The 22,181-nt window shown below is 39.5% G+C and carries 22 protein-coding genes and 1 other annotated feature; of the genes, 19 read left to right on the plus strand and 3 right to left on the minus strand.

Translation table 11 applies throughout. The features are described from left to right. Positions 1-8: 8 nt before the first annotated feature. Complete coding sequence (locus tag AC6UD2_RS04915) at positions 9-779, minus strand: exodeoxyribonuclease III (RefSeq protein ID WP_500698194.1); 771 nt, start codon at positions 777-779, stop codon at positions 9-11. A 99-nt stretch (positions 780-878) separates the two neighbouring features. Between AC6UD2_RS04915 and murB the strand changes: the two genes are divergently transcribed. Together murB and AC6UD2_RS04925 are read left to right on the plus strand one after the other, a co-directional pair. Further along, a complete protein-coding gene (gene murB / locus AC6UD2_RS04920; protein ID WP_500698195.1) occupies positions 879-1,778 on the plus strand; it encodes a UDP-N-acetylmuramate dehydrogenase in 900 nt (299 codons plus the stop codon). Between the two features lie 14 nt (positions 1,779-1,792). After that, positions 1,793-3,904 (plus strand): cation:proton antiporter, encoded by a 2,112-nt coding sequence (locus AC6UD2_RS04925; protein ID WP_500698196.1) that lies wholly within the window; start codon positions 1,793-1,795, stop codon positions 3,902-3,904. A gap of 37 nt (positions 3,905-3,941) precedes the next feature. Here the strand turns inward: AC6UD2_RS04925 and AC6UD2_RS04930 are convergent, their stop codons facing one another. Continuing rightward, a complete protein-coding gene (locus AC6UD2_RS04930) occupies positions 3,942-4,592 on the minus strand; it encodes a DUF1361 domain-containing protein (protein ID WP_052236612.1) in 651 nt (216 codons plus the stop codon). Between the two features lie 167 nt (positions 4,593-4,759). Between AC6UD2_RS04930 and cdaA the strand changes: the two genes are divergently transcribed. The 12 genes from cdaA to AC6UD2_RS04990 all read left to right on the plus strand — a co-directional run bounded on the left by cdaA (position 4,760) and on the right by AC6UD2_RS04990 (position 16,425). Further along, a complete protein-coding gene (cdaA, locus tag AC6UD2_RS04935) occupies positions 4,760-5,608 on the plus strand; it encodes a diadenylate cyclase CdaA (protein ID WP_082019968.1) in 849 nt (282 codons plus the stop codon). Between the two features lie 2 nt (positions 5,609-5,610). Further along, a complete protein-coding gene (locus AC6UD2_RS04940; RefSeq protein ID WP_500698197.1) occupies positions 5,611-6,582 on the plus strand; it encodes a CdaR family protein in 972 nt (323 codons plus the stop codon). Positions 6,583-6,599: 17 nt separating this feature from the next. Next, the gene (glmM, locus tag AC6UD2_RS04945; RefSeq protein ID WP_500698198.1) at positions 6,600-7,952 is read left to right on the plus strand and encodes a phosphoglucosamine mutase; all 1,353 of its coding nucleotides are present in this window, start codon (positions 6,600-6,602) and stop codon (positions 7,950-7,952) included. A gap of 202 nt (positions 7,953-8,154) precedes the next feature. Next, entirely contained in the window at positions 8,155-9,972 is a 1,818-nt protein-coding gene (glmS, locus tag AC6UD2_RS04950) for a glutamine--fructose-6-phosphate transaminase (isomerizing) (RefSeq protein WP_010021894.1), read from the plus strand. A gap of 159 nt (positions 9,973-10,131) precedes the next feature. Beyond that, the gene (locus AC6UD2_RS04955; RefSeq protein WP_500698199.1) at positions 10,132-11,277 is read left to right on the plus strand and encodes an ABC transporter ATP-binding protein; all 1,146 of its coding nucleotides are present in this window, start codon (positions 10,132-10,134) and stop codon (positions 11,275-11,277) included. 56 nt (positions 11,278-11,333) lie between these two features. Beyond that, positions 11,334-11,648: a hypothetical protein gene (locus AC6UD2_RS04960; RefSeq protein WP_010021900.1), complete on the plus strand. Its 315-nt coding sequence runs from the start codon at positions 11,334-11,336 to the stop codon at positions 11,646-11,648. Between the two features lie 95 nt (positions 11,649-11,743). Next, on the plus strand, positions 11,744-12,787 hold the full coding sequence (locus AC6UD2_RS04965) for a lactonase family protein (RefSeq protein ID WP_500698200.1): 1,044 nt from the start codon (positions 11,744-11,746) through the stop codon (positions 12,785-12,787). A 95-nt stretch (positions 12,788-12,882) separates the two neighbouring features. Next, complete coding sequence (locus tag AC6UD2_RS04970) at positions 12,883-13,710, plus strand: HAD-IIB family hydrolase (protein WP_500698201.1); 828 nt, start codon at positions 12,883-12,885, stop codon at positions 13,708-13,710. 49 nt (positions 13,711-13,759) lie between these two features. Further along, complete coding sequence (locus AC6UD2_RS04975; protein WP_500698202.1) at positions 13,760-14,008, plus strand: hypothetical protein; 249 nt, start codon at positions 13,760-13,762, stop codon at positions 14,006-14,008. Positions 14,009-14,092: 84 nt separating this feature from the next. Then, positions 14,093-14,413, plus strand: a complete 321-nt coding sequence (locus tag AC6UD2_RS04980) for an ArsR/SmtB family transcription factor (protein WP_039144410.1) — start codon at positions 14,093-14,095, stop codon at positions 14,411-14,413. Then, the gene (locus tag AC6UD2_RS04985) at positions 14,403-15,002 is read left to right on the plus strand and encodes a cation efflux transmembrane domain-containing protein (protein WP_500698203.1); all 600 of its coding nucleotides are present in this window, start codon (positions 14,403-14,405) and stop codon (positions 15,000-15,002) included. Before AC6UD2_RS04980 ends, AC6UD2_RS04985 begins: the two co-directional genes overlap by 11 nt. Before the next feature lie 82 nt (positions 15,003-15,084). Continuing rightward, the gene (locus AC6UD2_RS04990; protein ID WP_500698204.1) at positions 15,085-16,425 is read left to right on the plus strand and encodes a dihydrolipoyl dehydrogenase family protein; all 1,341 of its coding nucleotides are present in this window, start codon (positions 15,085-15,087) and stop codon (positions 16,423-16,425) included. A gap of 62 nt (positions 16,426-16,487) precedes the next feature. Here AC6UD2_RS04990 and AC6UD2_RS04995 read toward each other — a convergent pair whose 3' ends face one another. Next, positions 16,488-17,369: a 3-hydroxyacyl-CoA dehydrogenase gene (locus AC6UD2_RS04995; protein WP_500698205.1), complete on the minus strand. Its 882-nt coding sequence runs from the start codon at positions 17,367-17,369 to the stop codon at positions 16,488-16,490. Between the two features lie 155 nt (positions 17,370-17,524). Between AC6UD2_RS04995 and AC6UD2_RS05000 the strand changes: the two genes are divergently transcribed. From AC6UD2_RS05000 to asnS, 5 genes are all read left to right on the plus strand, one after another. Continuing rightward, positions 17,525-18,052 carry a GNAT family N-acetyltransferase gene (locus AC6UD2_RS05000; RefSeq protein WP_500698206.1) on the plus strand — a complete coding sequence of 176 codons (528 nt, stop codon included), beginning with the start codon at positions 17,525-17,527 and terminating at the stop codon, positions 18,050-18,052. A gap of 37 nt (positions 18,053-18,089) precedes the next feature. Continuing rightward, on the plus strand, positions 18,090-18,842 hold the full coding sequence (locus AC6UD2_RS05005) for a sulfite exporter TauE/SafE family protein (protein WP_010021910.1): 753 nt from the start codon (positions 18,090-18,092) through the stop codon (positions 18,840-18,842). 18 nt (positions 18,843-18,860) lie between these two features. Next, complete coding sequence (locus tag AC6UD2_RS05010) at positions 18,861-19,607, plus strand: sulfite exporter TauE/SafE family protein (protein ID WP_010021911.1); 747 nt, start codon at positions 18,861-18,863, stop codon at positions 19,605-19,607. A 14-nt stretch (positions 19,608-19,621) separates the two neighbouring features. Beyond that, positions 19,622-20,380 carry a sulfite exporter TauE/SafE family protein gene (locus AC6UD2_RS05015; RefSeq protein WP_225349320.1) on the plus strand — a complete coding sequence of 253 codons (759 nt, stop codon included), beginning with the start codon at positions 19,622-19,624 and terminating at the stop codon, positions 20,378-20,380. Between the two features lie 46 nt (positions 20,381-20,426). Further along, positions 20,427-20,634: a binding site (T-box leader), on the plus strand. Between the two features lie 43 nt (positions 20,635-20,677). Further along, a complete protein-coding gene (gene asnS / locus AC6UD2_RS05020) occupies positions 20,678-22,069 on the plus strand; it encodes an asparagine--tRNA ligase (RefSeq protein WP_500698207.1) in 1,392 nt (463 codons plus the stop codon). The last annotated feature ends 112 nt before the right edge of the window (positions 22,070-22,181 follow it).

Genomic DNA, 22,181 nt, shown 5'->3' on the forward strand with positions numbered 1-22,181 from the left:
GATCCTCTCTAATTAAGCTTAAGTCCGTCGGTAATTAATTGAATTGGAGCGTGATCCGAACCCATCACGTTACCTAAAATATTTGATTCAGCCACGTCGTTTTGAATGGAGTCAGAAACTAGGAAATAGTCCATTCTCCAACCACGATCACGTGCTCGTTCGTCGTATCGATAACTCCACCAAGTGTAGGCACCACTTTGGTGAGGATGGAGGGCTCGAAATGTGTCGACAAATCCTGAAGCTAAAAGACGACCGAAATCATCACGTTCTTGTTGTGTGTACCCAGCTTTATGATGATCTTCTTCAGGATCGTCAATATCGATTGACTGGTAGGCGACGCTCATGTCACCACCAATTACGACTGGCTTGGTGCCAGTGAGTTTGTTGACAAAGGTAATAAATTTTTGATCCCAATCAAGGCGATAATCAAGTCTTTGTAACTCTTCACCTGAGTTGGGAACGTACGTGTTAATTAAATAAAAGTCAGGATATTCAAGGGTTAGGCAACGACCTTCAACATCAGTATCAGTCCCATCAACGCCATAAATGACGTTTTGAGCCTTATGCTTGGTGAAAGTTGTTACTCCAGCGTAACCCGGGCGTTCAGCTGAATCCCAGTATTGATAGTAATTACCAGGAACTTCTAGAGCGATATCATTTTCATGAACCCGAGTTTCTTGGACGTTAAAAAAGTCAGCATCAATTTCATTGAAAAATTCGTAAAAATTCTTTTTAACTGCAGATCGTAAACCATTTACATTCCATGAGATAAAATTCATTGTATCCCCTCCTTCAATGCCAGTATATCACGATCGGAAGTGTTTAAATAATGATAACGTGCTAGAATATAGTGTGTATATTTAGAAAGGAAAATGACGATGGTTGAAGACTTAACAAACAAATTCAAGGAGATTGAAATCTTAAAAGATGAGCCACTTTCCAATTATTCTTGGACTAAGACTGGTGGAAAAGCTGATTTTCTCGCATTTCCCTCATCATTTAAAGAAACCGAAGAATTATTAAACTATGCAAACGAAATTAAAATGCCAATTACGGTGCTAGGCAATGCCAGTAATCTGATTGTTCGAGATGGCGGAATTCGGGGATTAACAATTATCCTCACTAAAATGAATGCCATCCGAACTGAGGACCATCGGGTGATTGCGGAAGCAGGGGCTGCTTATATTGACGCAACCAAAGCCGCTCAAAAAGCTGGCTTAACCGGCCTAGAATTCGCAGCTGGAATTCCGGGAAGCGTCGGTGGTGGTGTGTTCATGAACGCCGGAGCTTACGGTGGAGAAACCCAGTATGTCTTGGAGTCAGCAACGGTTTTGACCCCACAGGGTGAGATCATTGTTTTAGATAATGATCAATTAGATTTTGGGTATCGTCATAGTAGTATCCAAGACTATGGTGATGTAGTACTGGAAGCCACTTTCAAGTTGGAACCTGGTAATAAGCCAGAAATCCAGAGTGAAATGGATCATTTAAACTACCTCAGAAGATCGAAACAACCGTTAGAGTGGCCTTCATGTGGAAGTGTTTTTAAACGCCCCAAGGGTTATTTTGCGGGTAAACTAATCCATGATGCTGGCTTGCAGGGATATCGATCTGGTGGAGCTGAAGTTTCTAAGAAGCACGCTGGATTTATTATTAACGTTGGTGGTGCCACCGCTACCGATTATTTAAATGTGATTAAACACGTTCAAGAAACGGTTTATCATGATAATCAGGTTCACCTTGAAACCGAAGTCAGGATCATTGGTGAACCAAAATAGGAGGGAAGTAGCATATGGTAATAGTTGAAGCAGTCATCACGTTAATCGTTTTAGTCCTGCTTTCTAGCATTATCTCCCACTATGTTACGAAAATTCCAGTTAGTTTGATTCAAATTTTACTTGGTTTAGGGTTAGCTCTTTTCTTTAAGTTCAAGATTGATTTAAACACTGACTGGTTTTTACTGTTGTTCATTGCTCCGTTATTATTCAATGATGGACGAGATTTTCCGAAGCGTGAGTTATGGGAACTGCGGGGACCGATCTTTGAAAATGCCATCTGGTTAGTCTTTATTACTACAATTATTGGTGGTTATTTTGTCAATTGGCTAGTGCCATCAATGCCACTAGCAGCCTGTTTTGCCTTAATTGCCATTCTATCTCCCACCGATCCGATTGCTGTCCAATCAATTTCAAAACGAGTTCATCTACCAAGTAACATCCTGCATCTGGTATCTGGCGAAAGTTTGATAAACGATGCCAGTGGATTAATTGCGTTTAAGTATGCAATTGCAGCGGTTGTAACGGGATATTTTTCTTTGAAAAATGCAGCGGTTGACTTTGTCTATACCGCGCTGGTAGGTTTGATTATCGGAATTGTCGGCATGTCGCTGATCATTGTTTTACGAAACTTATTATTAAAAGTCCATTTTAACGATGTTATCTTTAACGTGGTTCTCCACATTTTGACCCCGTTTATTATCTATGTCATTGCAGAAGATGCTTTACATGCCTCGGGAGTAATTGCGGTCGTTGCGGCTGGGATTATTGATCATTTGCAGACCAATGTCGCTAACACTAAGTCACCCGAGGTAAACCTATTAACGAATCGAACCTGGGATGTCATTGTGTACTGTTTAAATGGAATTGTCTTTCTAATTCTAGGCATTGAGCTGCCAGTTGCTACCAGAGTTGTTATTAATGGATCAGAGTATCGAACGCTGGCATCATTCGGAATTGCCTTCGCAGTTTGGGTGGCCCTATTGGTAATTCGAGTGGTTTGGATTTTAGGTTATGAGTTATTTTCATACTATGTAACCAAACGTTCCAATCGAAAGCCAAGTTTGTCAGTGGCCCTTTTAGCCGGAATTTCAGGAGTACGTGGGGCCATTACGATGGCCGGAATTCTTTCTGTTCCTGCTCTCTTATCGGATGGAAAAGCCTTTCCGGATCGTTCGCTAATGCTTTTCATTGCGGCGATGGTAATTGTCATTAGTTTAGTGGCTGCCACCATCATTTTGCCAATTATTTCGCCTGGTGCTAGTCCACTTGAAACTCGAGCATCTTTGATTGATAAAGACGAAGATGATGACGAAACAGAAGATGAAGAGGACGAACAAGCGGGTTACGTTTCAGAGGACGATGCGCGCATTTTTATCATTAAAAGTGCCATTGCAAGTCTCGAAAATAACAAAACGAATGATAACGAACGTGCGGTTTACGACACGGTTTTAGACTATCAAGTTGAGTTAAGGAATCTCCTGCGTAAGACTAGGGATGATAGCGCCGAAAGTAAGTCATTAAACGAAGAATTGAGTTTAAGACGGGTCGCTTTAGAAGGAAAACGAGACGCCATTAAAGAACTGTATCGAGAAAAACAAATTTCTAAAGATACGTACTGGATTGCCAATCGTCGAATTAACCGGGAAGAACGGCGGATGTTCGCGAACGGTTATGATGGATACAAAAAGAACCACTGGCATTATCCAGGATGGTTCTCATCGATCCTTCATTCCATTAAGAGTTGGCAGGTTAGTGAGTCCGAAAGTAAGAAAACGAAGAGTGAATTACGGCTGGTCACGGTGGTAGGTGATCAGGCTGCTATTGATGCTATTTCCGACTTTTTGAGTCGAAGTGACATCAACGAGCAAGATTTTGATTCACAAATTATTCACTTTATTATTACCTTTTATCAAAGTCAGATTGAACGAGCTCATTCCTACAATGATCCTGATGAGGATGACGAGGAATATGAGTACCAGCTTTTACGGCTTCGTTCAATTGCACTTGAAGCTGAGCGACGCGCGGTGGAAAGGTTGATTAACAATCGTAAAGTTAGCCATGCAATGGGGCTGCACCTGCGTCAGGATATTAATTATAAGGAAACATTAATGTTAAGTGATAACTAAAAAAGGCCTTACACTTTTAAAGTGCAAGGCCTTTTGGTTATTCCTTGTTATTACTAATGATGGTGTAAATCCAATATATCATCAACTGCAGAACGGTCATCAAAAAGACAAAGACCAACATGTGCATGTTCCACATGTTTAAGAATGGTCGAATGTACATTCGGGGTGAAAGAATCAGGTAAATGGTATGAACTCGCATGAATCTGCCGATGAACAATCCGATTGAACTGGCTACCGTTAAGATGACAATGGTAACGAAATTCGAAAAGTTGCCTGGCAAATGGATCTTGACATCGATGGCTTTGGCGACATGAACTAAACTCCAGAAACCGATGAACGCACAACTTAGTGCGCTAATCATTAAACAGGTGTACAAAAACCACACATGTGGATCCAGTCTAAGGAGGCCATTAGCTTCGTCTGGATGTAACCAGGCGAGATGCAGAAGGTCGGTTAGAATATAAGGTGAATTTGGATAGAAAAGTAACCACAGAAGTGACAAAAGCCAAAAAACAAAACTATTTTGATGAGGTTTATTGCCAATGTGAAAACTCAATTCAATGGGAATGTAACCCAATAGTGTATTCAGTGCTAAAAATCCAAATCGTGTATCACGAAGGAATAAGAACAGTAGCACCATCCATCCGATGAAAAATATTCTAACTTGCCATTTTTTGTTTTGTGACATGATAATTCGACCCCTTTTCCTCTATATATAAATTAAACCCCAAATTAAAGAAAAAAACTAGAAATTTAACTATAGAATTAAATTTTTTTAATATTTGGAATTAACGAAGTGCCTTTATTTAGGTAATAATTCAGTGATATAATAATATACAAACTGGAGGTTGTGCTATGGGGATTGATTGGAGTAGCTTGTTTACGTTACATAATCTAAGCAACTTAATTGATATATTAGTTGTTTGGCTCATTATTTATGAATTGATAATGCTTCTTCGTGGCACTCGCGCGGTGCAGTTATTGCGTGGAATCATTGTCATTATTATCGCAAAAATTGCCAGCTGGTACTTGGGATTAACCATGGTTTCATGGATTCTGGACCAAATTATCAACTGGGGAGTAATTGGATGCATCATCATCTTTCAACCCGAAATTCGCCGGGGACTTGAAAAATTAGGTCGTGGATCGGTCTTTAGGTCAACCCAGAACCAGGATGAAAAGGCTGAGAAGATGATTAAAGCCTTGGATGGTGCCATTCAGTACATGTCCAAACGCCGAATTGGAGCTTTGATTACCATCCAAATGCATACGGGACTTGAAGAATACATTGAGACTGGAATCAAACTCGATGCAGATATTTCAAGTCAGTTATTGATTAACATTTTTATTCCCAATACGCCTTTGCATGACGGAGCGGTCATCATTAAGGATGATAAAATTGCCGCTGCTGCGGCTTACTTGCCATTATCGCAAAGTAATCTAATTCCAAAAGAGTTAGGAACTAGGCATCGTGCTGCCGTGGGAATTTCGGAGGTTTCAGATGCTTTAACAATCGTTATTTCAGAAGAGACTGGCGAAGTCTCCATTACTAGAAATAATGAACTTCTCCGGGGAATGACTCAAGAGGATTACTTGAAGTACTTGAGGAGCCAGTTAATTCCTAGGGAACATCCAGATCAACATCAAACCATCGTAACGCGTGCGATTAGTTTCTTCCAGAAACATTTCGGAGGTGACAAGTAGCTATGAAAAAGTTCTTTCAAAGTAAGTGGTTTTACGCTATCTTGTCACTGATTTTTACCTTTGCACTGTTCTTTTATGTCCATGATGGTAAAAATGACATGGGATTAACTAACAGCACCAGTAGTTCAACTAATACCACTCAGATGGCGGCAAATAAGTCGAAGGATCTCTCGGTTCCATTGCAACTGAATGTCAATTCAGACAAGTATTTTGTGATTGGTTATCCAGAAAAAGTGAACGTTCAATTGTCTGGTCCGTCGGCTTTGGTTACGACTACCGCTAACACTCAGAATTTTAAGGTCTATGCGGACCTTGGCAATTTAGGTCCAGGTGAGCACACGGTGAAACTTCAGCAACAGGGACTTAATTCTGATATCCATAGTAAAATCAAGCCGTCCAAGATTCATGTGAATATTCAACCACGACGGACGGTGAAATTCCCGGTAAAGGCTACGTACGATAAGAAAAACATTGCCTCAGGATATAAAGTTGGAAAAGCATCATCTGACGTTAGCTCGGCTAAGGTAACTGGTCCAATTGATCAAATTAATCGCATCGATTCAGTGGTGGCTAAGATAAGTCTAAAACCCAACACCAAAAGTGATGTAAAACAGGATGCGGTGATCGAAGCTCTAGATAAAAAAGGGAAAACCATTAATGTAATTATCACTCCATCTACAAGTTCAGTTGATTTACCTGTCTCAGCGGGTGATAATAAGAGAGTGCCAGTCAAAGTTAACTTAAATAATAAACAGGATGATAAAACGTACGACGTGAAGTGTGATCCATCTGATGTCTTATTGTTAGGTGATAAAGATGCTATTAGTGGGATTAATTCAGTTAATGCTGACGTCGATGTTAGTAGGATGTCCGGTAAGAACACCAAGACGGTTTCGCTTGATACCGGTAATTCTAAGGTGAGTGGACTGGATCCATCAACGGTGAAAGTACAAGTAGACGTAAAGGATAAGTAAATCAAAGTGAGGTATTTATGAGATATTTTGGAACAGACGGAATTAGGGGAGTGGCTAATAAAGAGCTAACTCCTGAATTAGCTTTTCGCGCTGGACGAGCTGGTGGATATGCTTTAACTAAGCATAGTGTGACTGATCATCAACCACGTGTTTTGGTCGCAAGGGACACTCGCATTTCTGGTCAAATGTTGGAAGATGCATTAGTAGCCGGAATGTTATCCGTTGGCATTGAAGTTGTCCAGCTTGGAGTTATCACAACTCCTGGGGTTGCATACTTGGTGCGTGATCAGAGCGCTGATGCGGGAGTCATGATTACGGCCTCGCATAATCCAGCTGAATTTAACGGCATTAAGTTCTTTGGTGGTGATGGATATAAGTTATCTGATGACATTGAAGCGGACATTGAGAAAATTCTTGAAAGTGATCAAGATGATCTTCCTCGCCCTTCAGCTAAAGGATTGGGAACTGCGACTGAATATAGTGAGGCTTCCCAGAAGTACCTTCACTTCTTGTCTCAGACAATTCCAGATGAATTAAGCGGGATTAAAGTTTCAGTTGATGCTGCTAATGGTGCTACTAGTAATTTAGTTCCACGTTTGTACGCTGACCTTGGGCTTGATTTCAAAACCATGGCCACCTCACCTAATGGATTAAACATTAATGATCACGTTGGTTCCACTCATCCAGAACAATTGCAAAAAATGGTAGTTGAAAATGGTTCACAACTTGGGATTGCCTTTGACGGTGATGGTGATCGTTGTATTGCGGTTGACGAAAAGGGTAATATTGTCGATGGTGACAAGATTATGTATATCTGTGGAAAGTACATGGATGCCAATGGTCGTTTAAAGCATGATACGATTGTGACGACGGTGATGAGTAATCTGGGAATGTATAAAGCCATGGAAGCTAACGGTTTGAACAGTGTCAAAACCAAAGTTGGTGATCGTTACGTCGTTGAAGCAATGAAGGCTAACGGTTATAACCTTGGTGGTGAACAGTCTGGACACGTTGTCTTCCTGGACTTCAATACCACTGGAGATGGAATGTTAACTAGTTTACAACTAATGCACATCATGAAAGATACGGGTAAACCACTTTCCGAACTAGCTGATGAAGTAAAGAAGTATCCGCAAAGTCTAGTGAACGTGAAAGTTTCTGATAAGAAACATGCCATGGATCACGATGACGTTAAGAAAGCAATTGAGAAAGTTGAAAATGAAATGAACGGGAACGGACGAGTGTTAGTTCGCCCTAGTGGGACTGAACCATTGCTCCGAGTAATGGTTGAAGCGCCTACTCAAGAAGAAAGCGATAAGTATGCTAATGAAATTGCTGACGTCGTTAGAGATGATATGGGAATTGAATAATTTAATGATTAGTCAATAAAAGAGTTAACGAGAGTTAACTCTTTTATTATGTTTAAATTTACGTTAAATTTTTCTTTATCAGTGCTATACCAATTTCAACTTATGTTTGACAAACACTTGTGAAACCATTATCATCAAAGATGTTAAGTATATAAATAAAGTTTAAATACATCTATACCAATTTTAAAGAGAGGTCATTCCCATGTGCGGAATCGTTGGAGTTACAGGAAATAAGAATGCAACATCCATTTTAGTTAATGGATTAGAAAAATTACAATATCGAGGATATGATTCAGCGGGAATCTTTGTGGATAGTAAGGACCACAAAGATTACTTAGTGAAAACCACTGGAAGTATCGACGATTTAAAGAAAAAGATTGGACCAGAAGTTCAGGGTACAGCTGGAATTGGACACACACGATGGGCTACTCACGGTGGCGTTAACATCGATAATGCTCATCCACAGTTTTCAGACGATGACCGTTTCTACTTAGTTCATAATGGTGTGATCGAAAACTATGAACAATTGAAGAAAGAATACTTACCAAACGTTAAGTTTCACAGTCAAACCGATACTGAGGTGGCCGTTCAGTTGGTTGATAAGTTTGTCACTGAAGATGGAATGACTACGAAGGATGCTTTCATTAAGATGCTTTCGCTACTTAAGAATTCTTCTTATGCTTTCATTTTAATGGATCGAGATGATCCCGATACTTTGTATGCCGCTAAAAACAAGAGTCCAATGTTGATCGGTTTGTGTGATGGCTTCAACGTGGTATGTTCTGATTCCATTGCCATGTTAGATGTCACCGACACCTTCTTGGAAGTTGTTGATGGAGACGTTGCCATCGTTAAACCAGATAGTGTAACCGTCTTAGATGAAAAGCGGAAGCCCGCTAAGCGGAATCAGTTCAAGGTTACTATTGATCCAAGTGCTTCTGATAAGGGTACATATCCTTACTACATGCTTAAAGAAATTGATGAACAACCCAACGTGATGAGAAAATTAGTTAAAAAATACTTTGACGCGGATGGAAACATGAACGTCGGTTGTGGTTTAATGGATAACATTCTTGATTCTGATCGTATCTATATCGTTGGTGCTGGTACTAGTTATCACGCTGGTCTGGTTGGAAAAGAATTGATGGAAAAGTACACTGGGATTCCAACTGAAGTACACGTTTCTTCTGAGTTTGCCTATGAAGAACCACTTCTTCCTAAGAAGCCATTCTTTATTTTCCTAACTCAGAGTGGGGAAACGGCTGATAGTCGTGAGGTTCTAGTGAACGTTAACAAACAGCATTTTCCAAGCTTAACGATCACTAACGTTGCTAATTCAACGTTATCACGTGAAGCAACGTATACAATGCTGCTTAATGCTGGTCCTGAAATTTCAGTGGCTTCCACTAAGGCTTATACTGCTCAAATTGCCATTCAAGCTATCTTGGCTAAGGCAGTGGGAATGCGTGGTAATCGTCAAGTTGCCAAAGATTTCGACCTAGGTCGTCAACTAGGATTGGTAGCTACCGGGATGCAATCCATCGTTGAGGAAAAAGATAAGATTGATGAAATTGCTAAAAAGTACTTTGTCAATGCTAAACAGGCTTTCTACATCGGACGGGGCGTTGATTACACCGTTTCCCTTGAAGCTGCCTTAAAGTTAAAGGAAATTTCGTATGTTCATGCCGAAGGATTTGCTTCTGGTGAATTGAAGCATGGAACGATTGCATTGATTGAAAAGGGAACGCCTGTGATCGGTATCATTACGCAGAAGAAGACGGCAGGATTAACCCGCAGCAATTTGGAAGAGACCGCTGCACGTGGTGCCAATGCACTTACAATTGTCCGTCAGAGTCTAGCTCAGGATGGTGATACGTTCGTCATTCCCGATGTTGATGAATTGTTAACACCACTGTTAAGTGTTATTCCAGCTCAATTGATTGCTTACTACACTAGTCTGAATAAAGGATTGAACGTTGATCGTCCCCGAAATCTTGCTAAAAGTGTTACAGTTGAATAATTTTAAAATAAAGGGGTTGCTTGTTGGCAACTCCTTCTTTTTTGTAAATAGTATTAAATGAAACTATTTACACTTTGACCATACCTTTACATTTGGGTGTTTTTCTCGTATTATTTTATTATCGTGTCAGTTGTAATTTTGAAATTTAGGAAGTAAACCATGGCTGAAGAAAATTATAAAATCAAAGTACAAAATGTCACTAAAGAGTATGACATGTTCAAGACTCAATCTGACAAATTAAAATCATTTTTTTCATTATCAAAGAAGAATAAAATTCACCACTTCTGGTCTTTGATGGGAATTTCTTTTACCGTTCAACCAGGTGAGGCATTGGGAATCATTGGAGTAAATGGTTCAGGAAAATCAACCATTTCAAACATCATTTCGGGAATCATTCCCCAAACCACTGGACAGGTTGATGTTCGGGGCGATACTTCAATTGTTGCGATTAACGCTGGTTTAAGAAAGAATCTAACTGGTCGGGAAAACATTCGAATGAAATCTTTAATGCAGGGACTTACCAATCGACAGATTGATGACATGATGGATGACATCATTGCCTTCGCCGACATTGGAGACTTTGTTGATCAACCCGTGAAAGACTATTCGAGTGGAATGCGCTCACGGTTGGGATTTTCGATTGCAGTTCACATTAAACCAGACATTTTAATCATTGATGAGGCGCTATCCGTTGGTGATGACACCTTCTATCAGAAGTGTGTTGATAAGATTGATCAGTTCAAAGAAGAGGGCAAGACCATCATCTTTGTTTCCCATTCTCTGAAACAGGTTCGGTTATTGTGTGACCGAGTAGCATGGATTAACTACGGTAAGCTTCGTAAGATTGGACCAATGGAAGAGGTTGTTTCTGAATACCAGAAGTTTATCAAATGGTTTAAATCTTTAAGTAAAAAAGAAAAGAAACAATTTCAGAAAAAAGAAAAAACGATTCAAAAGAACTTTGATATTGATAAGTATCAAAAAGAAATTACTCAGGAATACGCTGAGTCACATCCCCAAGATCATAATCCTGCTAAAACCATTCACAAACGTTTTTATAGTGAAGTGATGCAGGAGAAGATGCCATGGACCGCTAAGATCCTGACGTGGGTTGTTTTATTTGCGATGGTTTTCTTCTGCTTGGTTAACGTGTCGGGACATCCAACAATGGCAGTAGTAAGACACCCAAGCTATATTGTTAATCCAAGTAAGAGGATGCGTTACCAAAAGAAAGACGGTAAGTCAGTGATGGTTACCAAGCACGAGTATAAGCAACTAGAAAAGCATGCTTGGGGACAACGATAAAAATTTTGCTATTATTCAACCGAATAATAGCATTTTTGTTTAGGAGGATGATTTAAATGGCAATGAAAAGTCATGAAACGTTTACCTTAATTGAAGAAATTACCCGGTTAGATGGAACGAAGTACCTCGAAATCAGTAATATGGTTCAAAATGGACGGGCTGAACTTGCGGCTGAACGGAAGATGATTAAACAGGTCCGTATTCTACAGTTGAATATCCCACATTCAGTTCACGTGATTAATTATGAAAATTACATTAATCAAAACTATGAAATGCCAGCGGAGAATTTTGATCACTTTGAGGAGTGGAAACGAACGCCAGAAATGGACCAAGAAGTTCAGATGATCCTAAAGGAAAATCACATCGGCTAGCAAGTTAACTTTTGTGAATTAAATCGTTGGTTTTTGTTATCACCAAAGGGCAAATATGGCATAATAAGTGTGGATAATATTTGGAGGCGTTAGTAATGACTGAAAAATTTTTAATTGGAACTTATACCCAAAAGACAAGTAAGGGTGTTTATCAAATTGAATTAGATACCGATCAAAAACAATTAGAGAACGCCCAGTTGATCGCCAAGATCAGCTGCCCAACCTACGTTGTTGAATCAAATGATCATAAAATTTATGCCATTGATCGAAATCAGGATGAATCTGAGACTCGTGGCGGTTTAGCTGTATTTGATGGAAGTACGATGCCAGCTAAATTGATGCAAGAAGACATTGAAGTGGGTCCTTCTCCAGCTTACATTACCGTCGATGAAGGACGAAAGATGGTTTATACTGCTAACTATCATACTGGTAATGTCATTGCATATCACATTGAAGCCGACGGAACGGTTAAGGAATCCCAACGAATTCATGACGATGGGATGACTGGTCCTCTTCCAGAGCAACAAAGTGGTCCTCATCCACATTATGCTGATCTGACTCCTGATGATCGACTCGTGATTTGTGACTTGGGATTGGACCGGGTCTATCTAGATGATGTTTCTGATGAGGGTGAAATCACCCCAGTTAGTGAAGTTCAACTCTCACCTGGATTTGGACCTCGTCACATTGCCTTTGTTGAGTCAGCGGGTAAGGCATACTTGATTGGAGAATTAAGTAGCAAGATTGCCGTCTTGGATTACAACGAAGAAGCCGGGATCTTTACCGTTCAACAAGTGGTTAAGACTATCCCAGATGATTATAAGGATCAAAATGGTGGAGCTGCTATCCGGGTTTCAAACGATGATAAGTATGTATATGTGTCTAATCGAGGCCACGATTCCATTGCCGTCTTTAAGATTTTAGATGATGGGGATTTGGAACGTATCCAGATTATTTCAACTGAAGGTGAGTTTCCCCGTGATTTTAATTTTAATTCCGATCAATCATTTCTGATTGTGGTTAATCAAAATACTAATAACGCTACTTTATACGAACGTAATCCTGAAACGGGTAAATTAACGATGGTGCAAAAAGATTTTGCAGTTCCTGAGGGAACCTGCGTGGCACCCCGCAAATAGTTAATTTAGTTAAAAGTTAATGCTATCAGGGCATTAACTTTTTTCATTCCATTAACAAATTGATATAATTGGACTAAACAGGTGGGGTGATAATTTTGATTAAATTAATTGTGACTGATATGAATAAAACGTTCTTAAACGAAGCTAATCGTTATGACGAAATCAAGTTTGCGAAGACGTTTCAAAAAATGAAACAGCAAAACGTTAATTTTGCCGTTGCCAGTGGGGGTCCAAACGATAAATTACAAAACCTGTTTATTGATTATCAAGATCAGATGGATTTTATTTCGCAAAATGGTTCCGTGATTTACCGTGGGAGTGACCTAGTTCATGCTGAATCATTAAGTGATGACCAAATTAAGCAAACTTTGAAAATGTTGTATGATGATTTTGGCCCTGACATTGTGGGTGTTAATGTTTCAGGACTTAAGCATACTTACGTTGACAAAAAATTACCTGAGAAAATGTATCAGTTAATGAAGCAATACTACAGTAATACCGTTCGTGTCGATGACTTAGCTGATATTTCCAGTGTCAGCACGAATGATCAACTAGTTAAAGTCGGAGTGACCTTCAAACAAGGCGAGAATGTCATGCGGAAAGTCCACGAAATGCGACAAATGCTTCCTAATGGACTAGAAAGTCTAAACTCAGGATTTAACACAGACTTAATTGGGACTCGGGGAGTTGATAAAGCAACCGGGGTTCGTTATCTGATGAAAAAATATGATGCTAACCCGGAAGAAGTGGTAACCTTTGGTGATAACGAGAATGACCTAGGGATGCTTCGGTTAACGCCCAATAGTTATGCCATGAAAAATGGAATTGTGGAAGCTAAAGATAACGCTGGCCATGTGACTGAGTTTGATAATCGACATGATGGAGTTTTACGGACGATTGATAACATTTTAGATAACCAGTAGTTTAAATTAGTAATATAATGATATTATAAATAAACGTGAGGCGATTAGGATGAACAATGAAGAATTGAATAACATCGTTGAGGGCCGGTTGGATAAATACTTTGAAAAGTATCCCAGTACTCCAAACGTTGAAATGTACAAGATTGAATTAAAACGATCAATTGTTAAAGATGCACTAGCTAAGATTTCAGATGAAGTTACCATTAATGATGCAATCAACCAAGCTTTTTCTGATTTTGGGGATATTGATCACGCCATTAATCAAGTCATTTTTAAAGACCATGGTATCAAAGACTAATTAAGATGAGCCGAGAGGTCTTTTTTATTGGAATACATATGATATTATTTTCATATGATATAAAATACATATGTGGGAGGAATCATGAATAATAAGATTAGTACGAAAAAATTAGCTGAAGTTCACGAGTTATTTAAGTTATTAAGTAATCCAACCCGGATCCAGATGTTGGTATTATTAGAAGATCACCCCATGAATGTTGGTCAAATCAGTGATGAACTTAAAATTGAACAGTCGGCAGCTTCACATCAATTGGCCATGCTCAAAAAGCACCAATTGGTTAGTAATGTCCGGGATGGCAAGTCAATTTACTATGAGCTTGATGACCCACACATTATGGATATCGTAAACGAGGGTCTAGCTCATTCCGATCACGTGGTAAGAGGAGTAAAACATGGAAACTAAAAGGGTGGTTGGATATGGTATTATTGTGGAACTAGTAGCAATTGCTTGGATGATAGTAGAATTCTCGGTTGGATTTAAAGCCGGGATTGATGCTCATTCGGTAGTATTGATCGCGTTTGGTCTTGACAGTTTAATGGAAATTGTGGCTGGAATAGTGTTGTTAGTGCGATTAGGCGTCGAATTTGATGGATCCAAGATGGATATTAATCTGTTAGATCGGATTTCAACCAAAATTGTGAGTATTATTTTATTACTTTTATGTGGCTACATCTTGATTACTTCTGGATACAATTTGTTTCAGCATGAAGGGGCTGATTCCAGTCTGATGGGGATGGTCATTTCAATCATGTCACTAATTATCATGCCATTCATTGCCTATGCCAAATACTGGATTGGAAAAGTGATTGGTTCGGATGCTCTAATTCAGGATGCCATGTGTAGTGTGACCTGTGCCTATCTAGCTGGGACAGTTTTGGTTGGAGTTCTAATTAATTATTTCTTTCATATCTGGTGGATCGATTCAGTCGCCGCAATTCTAATTGTTTTCATTATCGGGAAAGAGGCATTAGAATGTTTTGTAGATGACTAATCTTGACAAGTAATATTATAGAACTATAATAATAATTGTATAAAGTTTAGTTGTACAAAACTGAAAAGACGAGGTGTTAAGTATGAGTGAAAACAATTATCAATTTGATGTATTGTATTTAGGAAGCGGACACGGTGCTTTTAACGGTGCTATTCCACTGGCCTTAAAGGGTAAAAAAGCTGGCATTATTGAAGTTGGCAAAATTGGTGGAACCTGCCCTAACAGAGGTTGTAACGCTAAGATTGCCTTAGACTTCCCAGTTAAGATGAAAAAAGACGTTGATAACTTTCAAGGTCATGGCTTAGATGGTACTCCTAAGATTAATTGGGCAGACAACGTTAAGCATGAAAAAGAAGTTATCAGTCAATTACCTGGTGGAATTGAACAAGGCTTAAAGAGTGTTGGAATTGACGTTATCCATGGATATGGAAAAATTGTTGATGCACATACAATCGAAGTTAATGGTACTAAATATACCGCTGACAAGCTTGTTGTAGCCACTGGTGCTCATTACCACAAGATTGATATTCCTGGTGCTGATTTAGCAAATGATGGAACTGATTTCTTGAACCTCGAAAAACAACCAGACCGCATGACAGTTATCGGTGGTGGATACATTGCGATTGAATTTGCAACCATCGCTGCTAATGCTGGCACTAAAGTTACGATCTTATTGCACCATGACAAAGCTTTAAGAAAGTTCTACCAACCATTTGTTGAAGACTTACTTAAAGATCTTGAAGCTCAAGGTGTTCAAGTTGTTCGTGACGTAAATCCAGAATCAATTGAAAAATCTGGTGACAGCTTTGTTGTTAAGACTAACAAAGATGACTACGATGCTGATTGGATTCTTGATGCAACTGGACGTGATCCAAACGTTGAAGGCTTTGGCCTTAAAGAAGTTGGCGTTGATTACGACAAGAACGGAATCAAAGTTGACGATCACCTTCAAACTTCAGTTGACAGTATCTATGCTGCCGGTGATGTTCTTGACAAGAAGGTTGGTAAGTTAACTCCAACTGCCATCTATGAATCAATGTACTTGACCAAGTTATTTACTGGTGCAACTACTGACCCAATCGAATATCCTGCTGTTCCAAGTGCCGTCTTTGCTTCACCACGAATCGCTGAAATTGGTGTTAGTGTTGATGAAGCTAAAGCTAACCCCGACAAGTATGATGTTAAAGAATCAGATCTCTCGACTGATTGGTTCAGATTTGCTATGCAAGAAAACAAAGGTAAGACCATTGCTGTTACCGATAAGCAAGGTTACCTGGTAGGTGCAACTGAAATCAGTTCTGAAGCTGATAATGTGATTAGCATCTTAGCTCCATTTATTGAGTACCATATCTCACCTGAAAAGATGAGTGACTTGATTCCATTGTTCCCAACCTTAGGTTCTGAAACTTTGAATCATCTATAAAATAAAATACGCAAAATAAAAAGTTCGCCGATTGGCGAACTTTTTTTGTGTCTAATTATTAATTATTTGAGAAATTCAGGCTTTTTAAAGTCTGGATCAGGATAGGTGTAGAATCCCTTGCCTGATTCTCGACCGATCTTACCTTGGTCAATCATTGTCTTGAACTTTTCGGAGGCCTTCTTAACTTCTGGATTAGTTGACATCTTGGTAATGTCGTACATGGTCTTCATTCCAATGCTATCCATGATAGCGAATGGACCAAGTGGGGCACCGGTTCCGATCATCCATGCTCGGTCAATGGTTTCAGGATCAGAAACGCCGTTGTTCCAGAGAACGAGGGCATCTGACAAGAAGGGTACTAAGAGTGAATTTAAGAGGTAACCCGGTTGTTCCTTGTTGACTAAGATGGGGACCATTCCGATTTCGCGTGAAAATTGTTCCATTTCCTTTGGAAGTTCTTTACTAGTCTTTGACTGGGACATGATCTCAGCGGTGTTGTTCTTCCAGATGGAGTTAGCGAAGTGATAACCCAAGTATTTTTCTGGGCGACCAGTTGCATCAGCAAACTCTGATGGGAGTAAGGTCGATGTGTTGGTAACGATGACGGTGTCAGGATCAGCTAAATCACTGAACTTCTTGTAAAAATCATTTTTAACATCTGGGTCTTCAGAAAGAGCTTCGACTACTAAGTCGGCGCCCTTAAGAGCGGCCTTTAAATCAGTGGTGTAATGAAGATGTGCTTCGGCATCTTTAACTTGTTGATCAGTAGCACCGATATCTTTTTTTACGGCTTCTTCCCAACGAGCAACTCGAGCCTTGGCACGATCTAGTGATCCGTCAGAGCGGCCCCAGATAGTAGTATTTTTTCCATGAAAAGCTGACATGAAGGCAATTTGTGATCCTAAAGTTCCTCCACCGACAACTACAACGTTATTGAATGTCATTGTGAATTCCTCCTGTGTTCTTATTTATTGCTTAAATCTATTTTATGCTTATGAAAGCGCTTAATCAACTTTATTTGTCTGATGGAAACGGTAATGGTTGCACGTCCAGCAAATTTAGTTAAAATATTAACTAAAATCTTAATGGAGGCAAGGAAATGAATAAAGTTAGAAAAGTCACAATCAATGATGTTAATGAACTTCAGAATATTAGTCGTGAGACGTTTGCGGATACATTTGGTGCTGAGAACAAGCCGGAGAATCTGGACCAGTATTTGGATAATGCATATGATACCGAAACATTACAACAAGAGATTGCGAATCCAAATTCCGAATTTTACTTTGCTTACATTGATGGTCAGCTAGCGGGTTACTTGAAATTAAACGTAGGAAGCGCTCAATCGGAGAAGATGGGTGACGATTACTTGGAAGTTCAACGAATTTATCTGAAAAAGAACTTTAAGCGTCACGGCTTAGGAACGGAATTGATGAACCTAGCCGTTCAAAGAGCACAAGCCTACGGCAAGCCCAAAATTTGGTTGGGTGTATGGGAACACAATGATGGTGGTTTAAAGTTTTACCAAAAAATGGGATTTAAGCAAATTAGTGATCATGTTTTCCAACTTGGTAGAAGTTCACAACGTGATTTGATAATGGAGAAGCCAATTAGTGTTAACATTAAGTAAGTAGTTAACGATTTTAATTGGAAAGTTGGTTCTTTAATTGTTATTTAATGGGATTTTTCTCTTAATTGCTAGTGTGATTGCTGGGACATTGAGCAGTGTAGTTGGAATGGCAAGTGTGATTTTGTATCCAGCCCTTTTGTTTGTAGGGTTGCCACCAATTATGGCTAACGTCACGATCACAGTTGGAATCATTTTTAGTGGAACGAGTGCCGTCCTTTCATCAAAACGAGAACTAAAGGGACAAGGTTCGGTTACCTTGCACGTCATGGCGTTTGCGGTAATTGGTGCTATTATTGGATCGATTATCTTGTTACATAGTTCCAATAAGAGTTTTCAAGATGTAGCTCCGTTTGTCATTTTACTTTCAGGTGTGTTAATGCTCATTCCAAAGAAGCAGTCCGCTTACGTTCATGAGAGTGTTTCCAAAACTGCTAGTGCGATTGCGGCCATTGCCATTGTAGTGGTCGGGATTTACGTTGGTTATTTTGGTGCTGGCGGTGGAGTTTTAATGGCAGCGATTTTGATTCGAATCATTGATGCTCCTTATGCCATCTGTAATGCGGTCCGAAATGTATCGACATTAACCATGAATGCTGTTTCAGCGCTCATTTTTATTTTCACGACGCCGATTAGTTGGAGTGCCTTGGTTGTTCTTGCCGTTGGTCTATTTATCGGTGGGTATATCGGACCAATCATTGTACGAGTCATCCCATCAGCCATTATGAAATATTCGGTTGCAATTGGTGCCATCATTCTGGCGGCCTTCTTAGCTTATCAGGCCTATTTTTAAAAGTATGAGGAAAACATAATGTTGAAATTAATTTTTTTAGTGGTGGCAGGAGTTATCAGTGGGGTACTAGAAAGTACAGTTGGATTAGCTAGTTTAGTTGCTTATCCGGCAATGTTACTTGCTGGTTTTGCTCCCATTGTAGCGAACGTAACCAACACCGTTGGGTTTGCGTTTAGTGATTCTAGTGCCATTTTGGCATCTCAAAAGGAACTAAAAGGACAGAGTAAGATCATCATGAAGGTGATTGTCTTTGCTGGGATCGGGACGATCATTGGTTCCCTCATCCTGCTTAATAGTTCCAACAAAAGTTTTGAAAATGTGGCTCCAATCATCATTATGATTTCAGGAATTTTGATGTTATTGCCAAAAAGTCAACGGCAACTGACTGAGACCCACATGACATGGTTTGGAAAGATCATCACAGCAATTGCTTTGGTACTGGTTGGGATGTACCTAGGTTACTTCGGAGCTGGTGGTGGAGTAATGCTCATTGCGATTTTACTTCGAGCCGTCAACCAACCATATGCTATCTGTAATGCCATTCGGAACTTTGTTTCGTTAATTTTGAACTGGATTTCAGCTGTGATCTTCATGTTTACGATGCCAATTAACTGGGTGGCTTTAATTGCGATTACAATTGGGCTTCTGGTTGGTGGCTACATTGGTCCGTCGATTGTGCGTCATATTCCATCTAAGATTATGAAGTATGGAGTTGGAATTGGTGCGGTAGTATTAGCAATTTGTTTAGGGATTAAAACTTATTAATAGAATAAGGAGAAATGGAAAGTTTGATTTTAAAGTATGTTTTGTTGATTATTGCAGGAATCTTCAGTGGAATTATGGGAACTGCTGTTGGTCTAGCTAGTGTAATTTCTTATCCGTCCATGCTAGCCGCTGGACTGTCTCCCATCGTAGCAAGTGTGACTAACATCGTCGGTTTTGCTTTTAGCAATATGAGTGCGGTAGCATCGTCACAAAGGGAACTTAAGGGTCGGGGAAAGACAATCCTTAAAGTAGTTATCTTTGCTGGACTTGGATCAGCGATTGGGTCGCTAATCCTACTCAAGAGTTCCAATAAAAGTTTTGCTGACATTGCTCCCGTGGTTATTATGCTTTCGGGACTATTAATTATGTGGCCCAAGAGTAAGAAACAGCAGACGGAGACTCACCTTAGTCTGTGGGGGAAAGCACTAACAGCAATTGCATTAACGGTAGTAGGAATGTACCTAGGCTACTTCGGAGCCGGTGGTGGTATCCTCATCATGGCCATTTTGCTTCGAGCTCTTAACGAATCATATGCGGTTGATAATGCAATTCGAAATGTGATGTCCTTGGTCATGAATTGGATTTCAGCTATTATCTTTATTTTTACGATTCAAATTAACTGGCCCGTTTTAATTACTTTAACCATTGGACTAATCATTGGTGGCTACATTGGACCAGCAATTGTACGTCACATTCCATCTAATATTATGAAGTATGGTGTCGGAATTTTAGCCATTTTACTAGCTATTTATCTTGGCATTAAAACCTATTAATGATGTTGCAACGAGTCCTTGGTTATGGTATTTTTAAAGCAGATAAAATACGACGATAAAGAGGACGAGTACCATTAATTACTTTTTCAGCGAGTCGAAGATAGTGGGAGTTCGGTAAAGGATTAATGTGAAAAACACCTTGAGTTTTCAGTTTGAACTAAGTAGGACTGACGGTTACAATCCGTTATCATTGTTCGAGTTGGTTTATGTAATATAAACAAGATGGGTGGTACCGCGATGACTTCGTCCCTTTGTGAGATGAAGTCTTTTTTTATTGTTTAAAGAAGGGTGATAAGAATGAAAAACGTGTTAGCAAAAGATCTTTATACTAAGAAACGGGACTTTGGAGACAAATCAGTTGTCCTAACGGGATGGATTCGGACCATTCGTAATTCTAAAAAAATTGCCTTTATTGAGGTAAATGATGGATCATATATCAAAAACGTTCAGGTAATTGTCAAAAGTGATCTGGATAACTTTGATGACGTAATTAAGCTTCCAATTAGTTCAACTTTAAAGGTGACTGGAAAACTAGTTGAGACCCCAGATGCACAACAACCATTTGAGATTCATGCCGAAAAGGTTGATATCGAAGGGGTGTCTGACTTAGATTACCCACTGCAAAAGAAGAAGCAATCCCTGGAATATCTTCGTTCCATTGCTCACTTACGTCCTAGAACCAACACGTTCTATGCCGTATTCAAGATTCGTTCACTAGCAGCTTTTGCCATTCATCAATATCTGCAAAACCGTGGCTTTGTATACGTAAACACACCAATTGTCACTAGTAGTGATACTGAGGGTGCTGGTGAGATGTTTCAGATCACTAGTTTAGATCAGAACGACCTCCCGAAGGATGCAAATGGTAAGGTTGATTATTCAAAAGACTTTTTTGGTCAAGAAACCAATTTGACCGTTAGTGGACAGCTTCCGGTTGAGGCATTTGCGTTGGCCTTCCGAAATGTTTACACCTTTGGTCCTACCTTTCGAGCTGAGAACTCACACACTAAGCGTCATGCTGCAGAGTTTTGGATGATTGAACCTGAAATGGCATTTGCCGACCTAGATGACATTGTTGCCACTTCTGAAGACATGTTGAAGTATGTAATTAATTATTTGTTGAAAAATGCGTCAGAAGATCTGCAGTTTTTAAATGATAATGTTGATGACAATTTAATCAAATTGCTTCAAACCACTGTCAATGAAAAGTTTGCTCGTATTACTTATACGGAAGCCATTGATCTCCTTGAAAAGGCTGACGTTGACTTTAAATATCCAGTTAAATGGGGAATTGATTTAAAGGCCGAACATGAACGTTACCTTTCAGAAAAGGTCTTTGGTAAGCCAGTCTTTGTTACCGACTATCCACGTAACATTAAGGCCTTCTACATGCGAGATAATGATGATGGAAAGACCGTTGCCGCTTCCGATCTCTTGGTTCCACGAATTGGGGAATTGATTGGTGGAAGTCAACGGGAAGAACGTGAGAAAGAATTGGCTGATAAGATGGATGAGTTCCACTTGTCAAAGGACGAATATGAATGGTACCTAGAGCTTAGAAAGTATGGCGGTACCAAACATTCTGGTTTTGGAATTGGGTTTGAACGTTTACTGATGTATGTGACCGGAATGGATAATATTCGGGACGTTATTCCTTATCCAAGAACGCAAGGTAGCATTAAATTTTAGATTTACATTAGTCCACGAGAAATCGTGGACTTTTTTGTGACAATTTGTAACAATTCAAATCAAAAAATGATAATCTATAACTAGCTATTAAATTAGCACAAATCGAAAAGGG

This window comes from Fructilactobacillus sp. X2R5C2 (genome assembly GCF_059901375.1).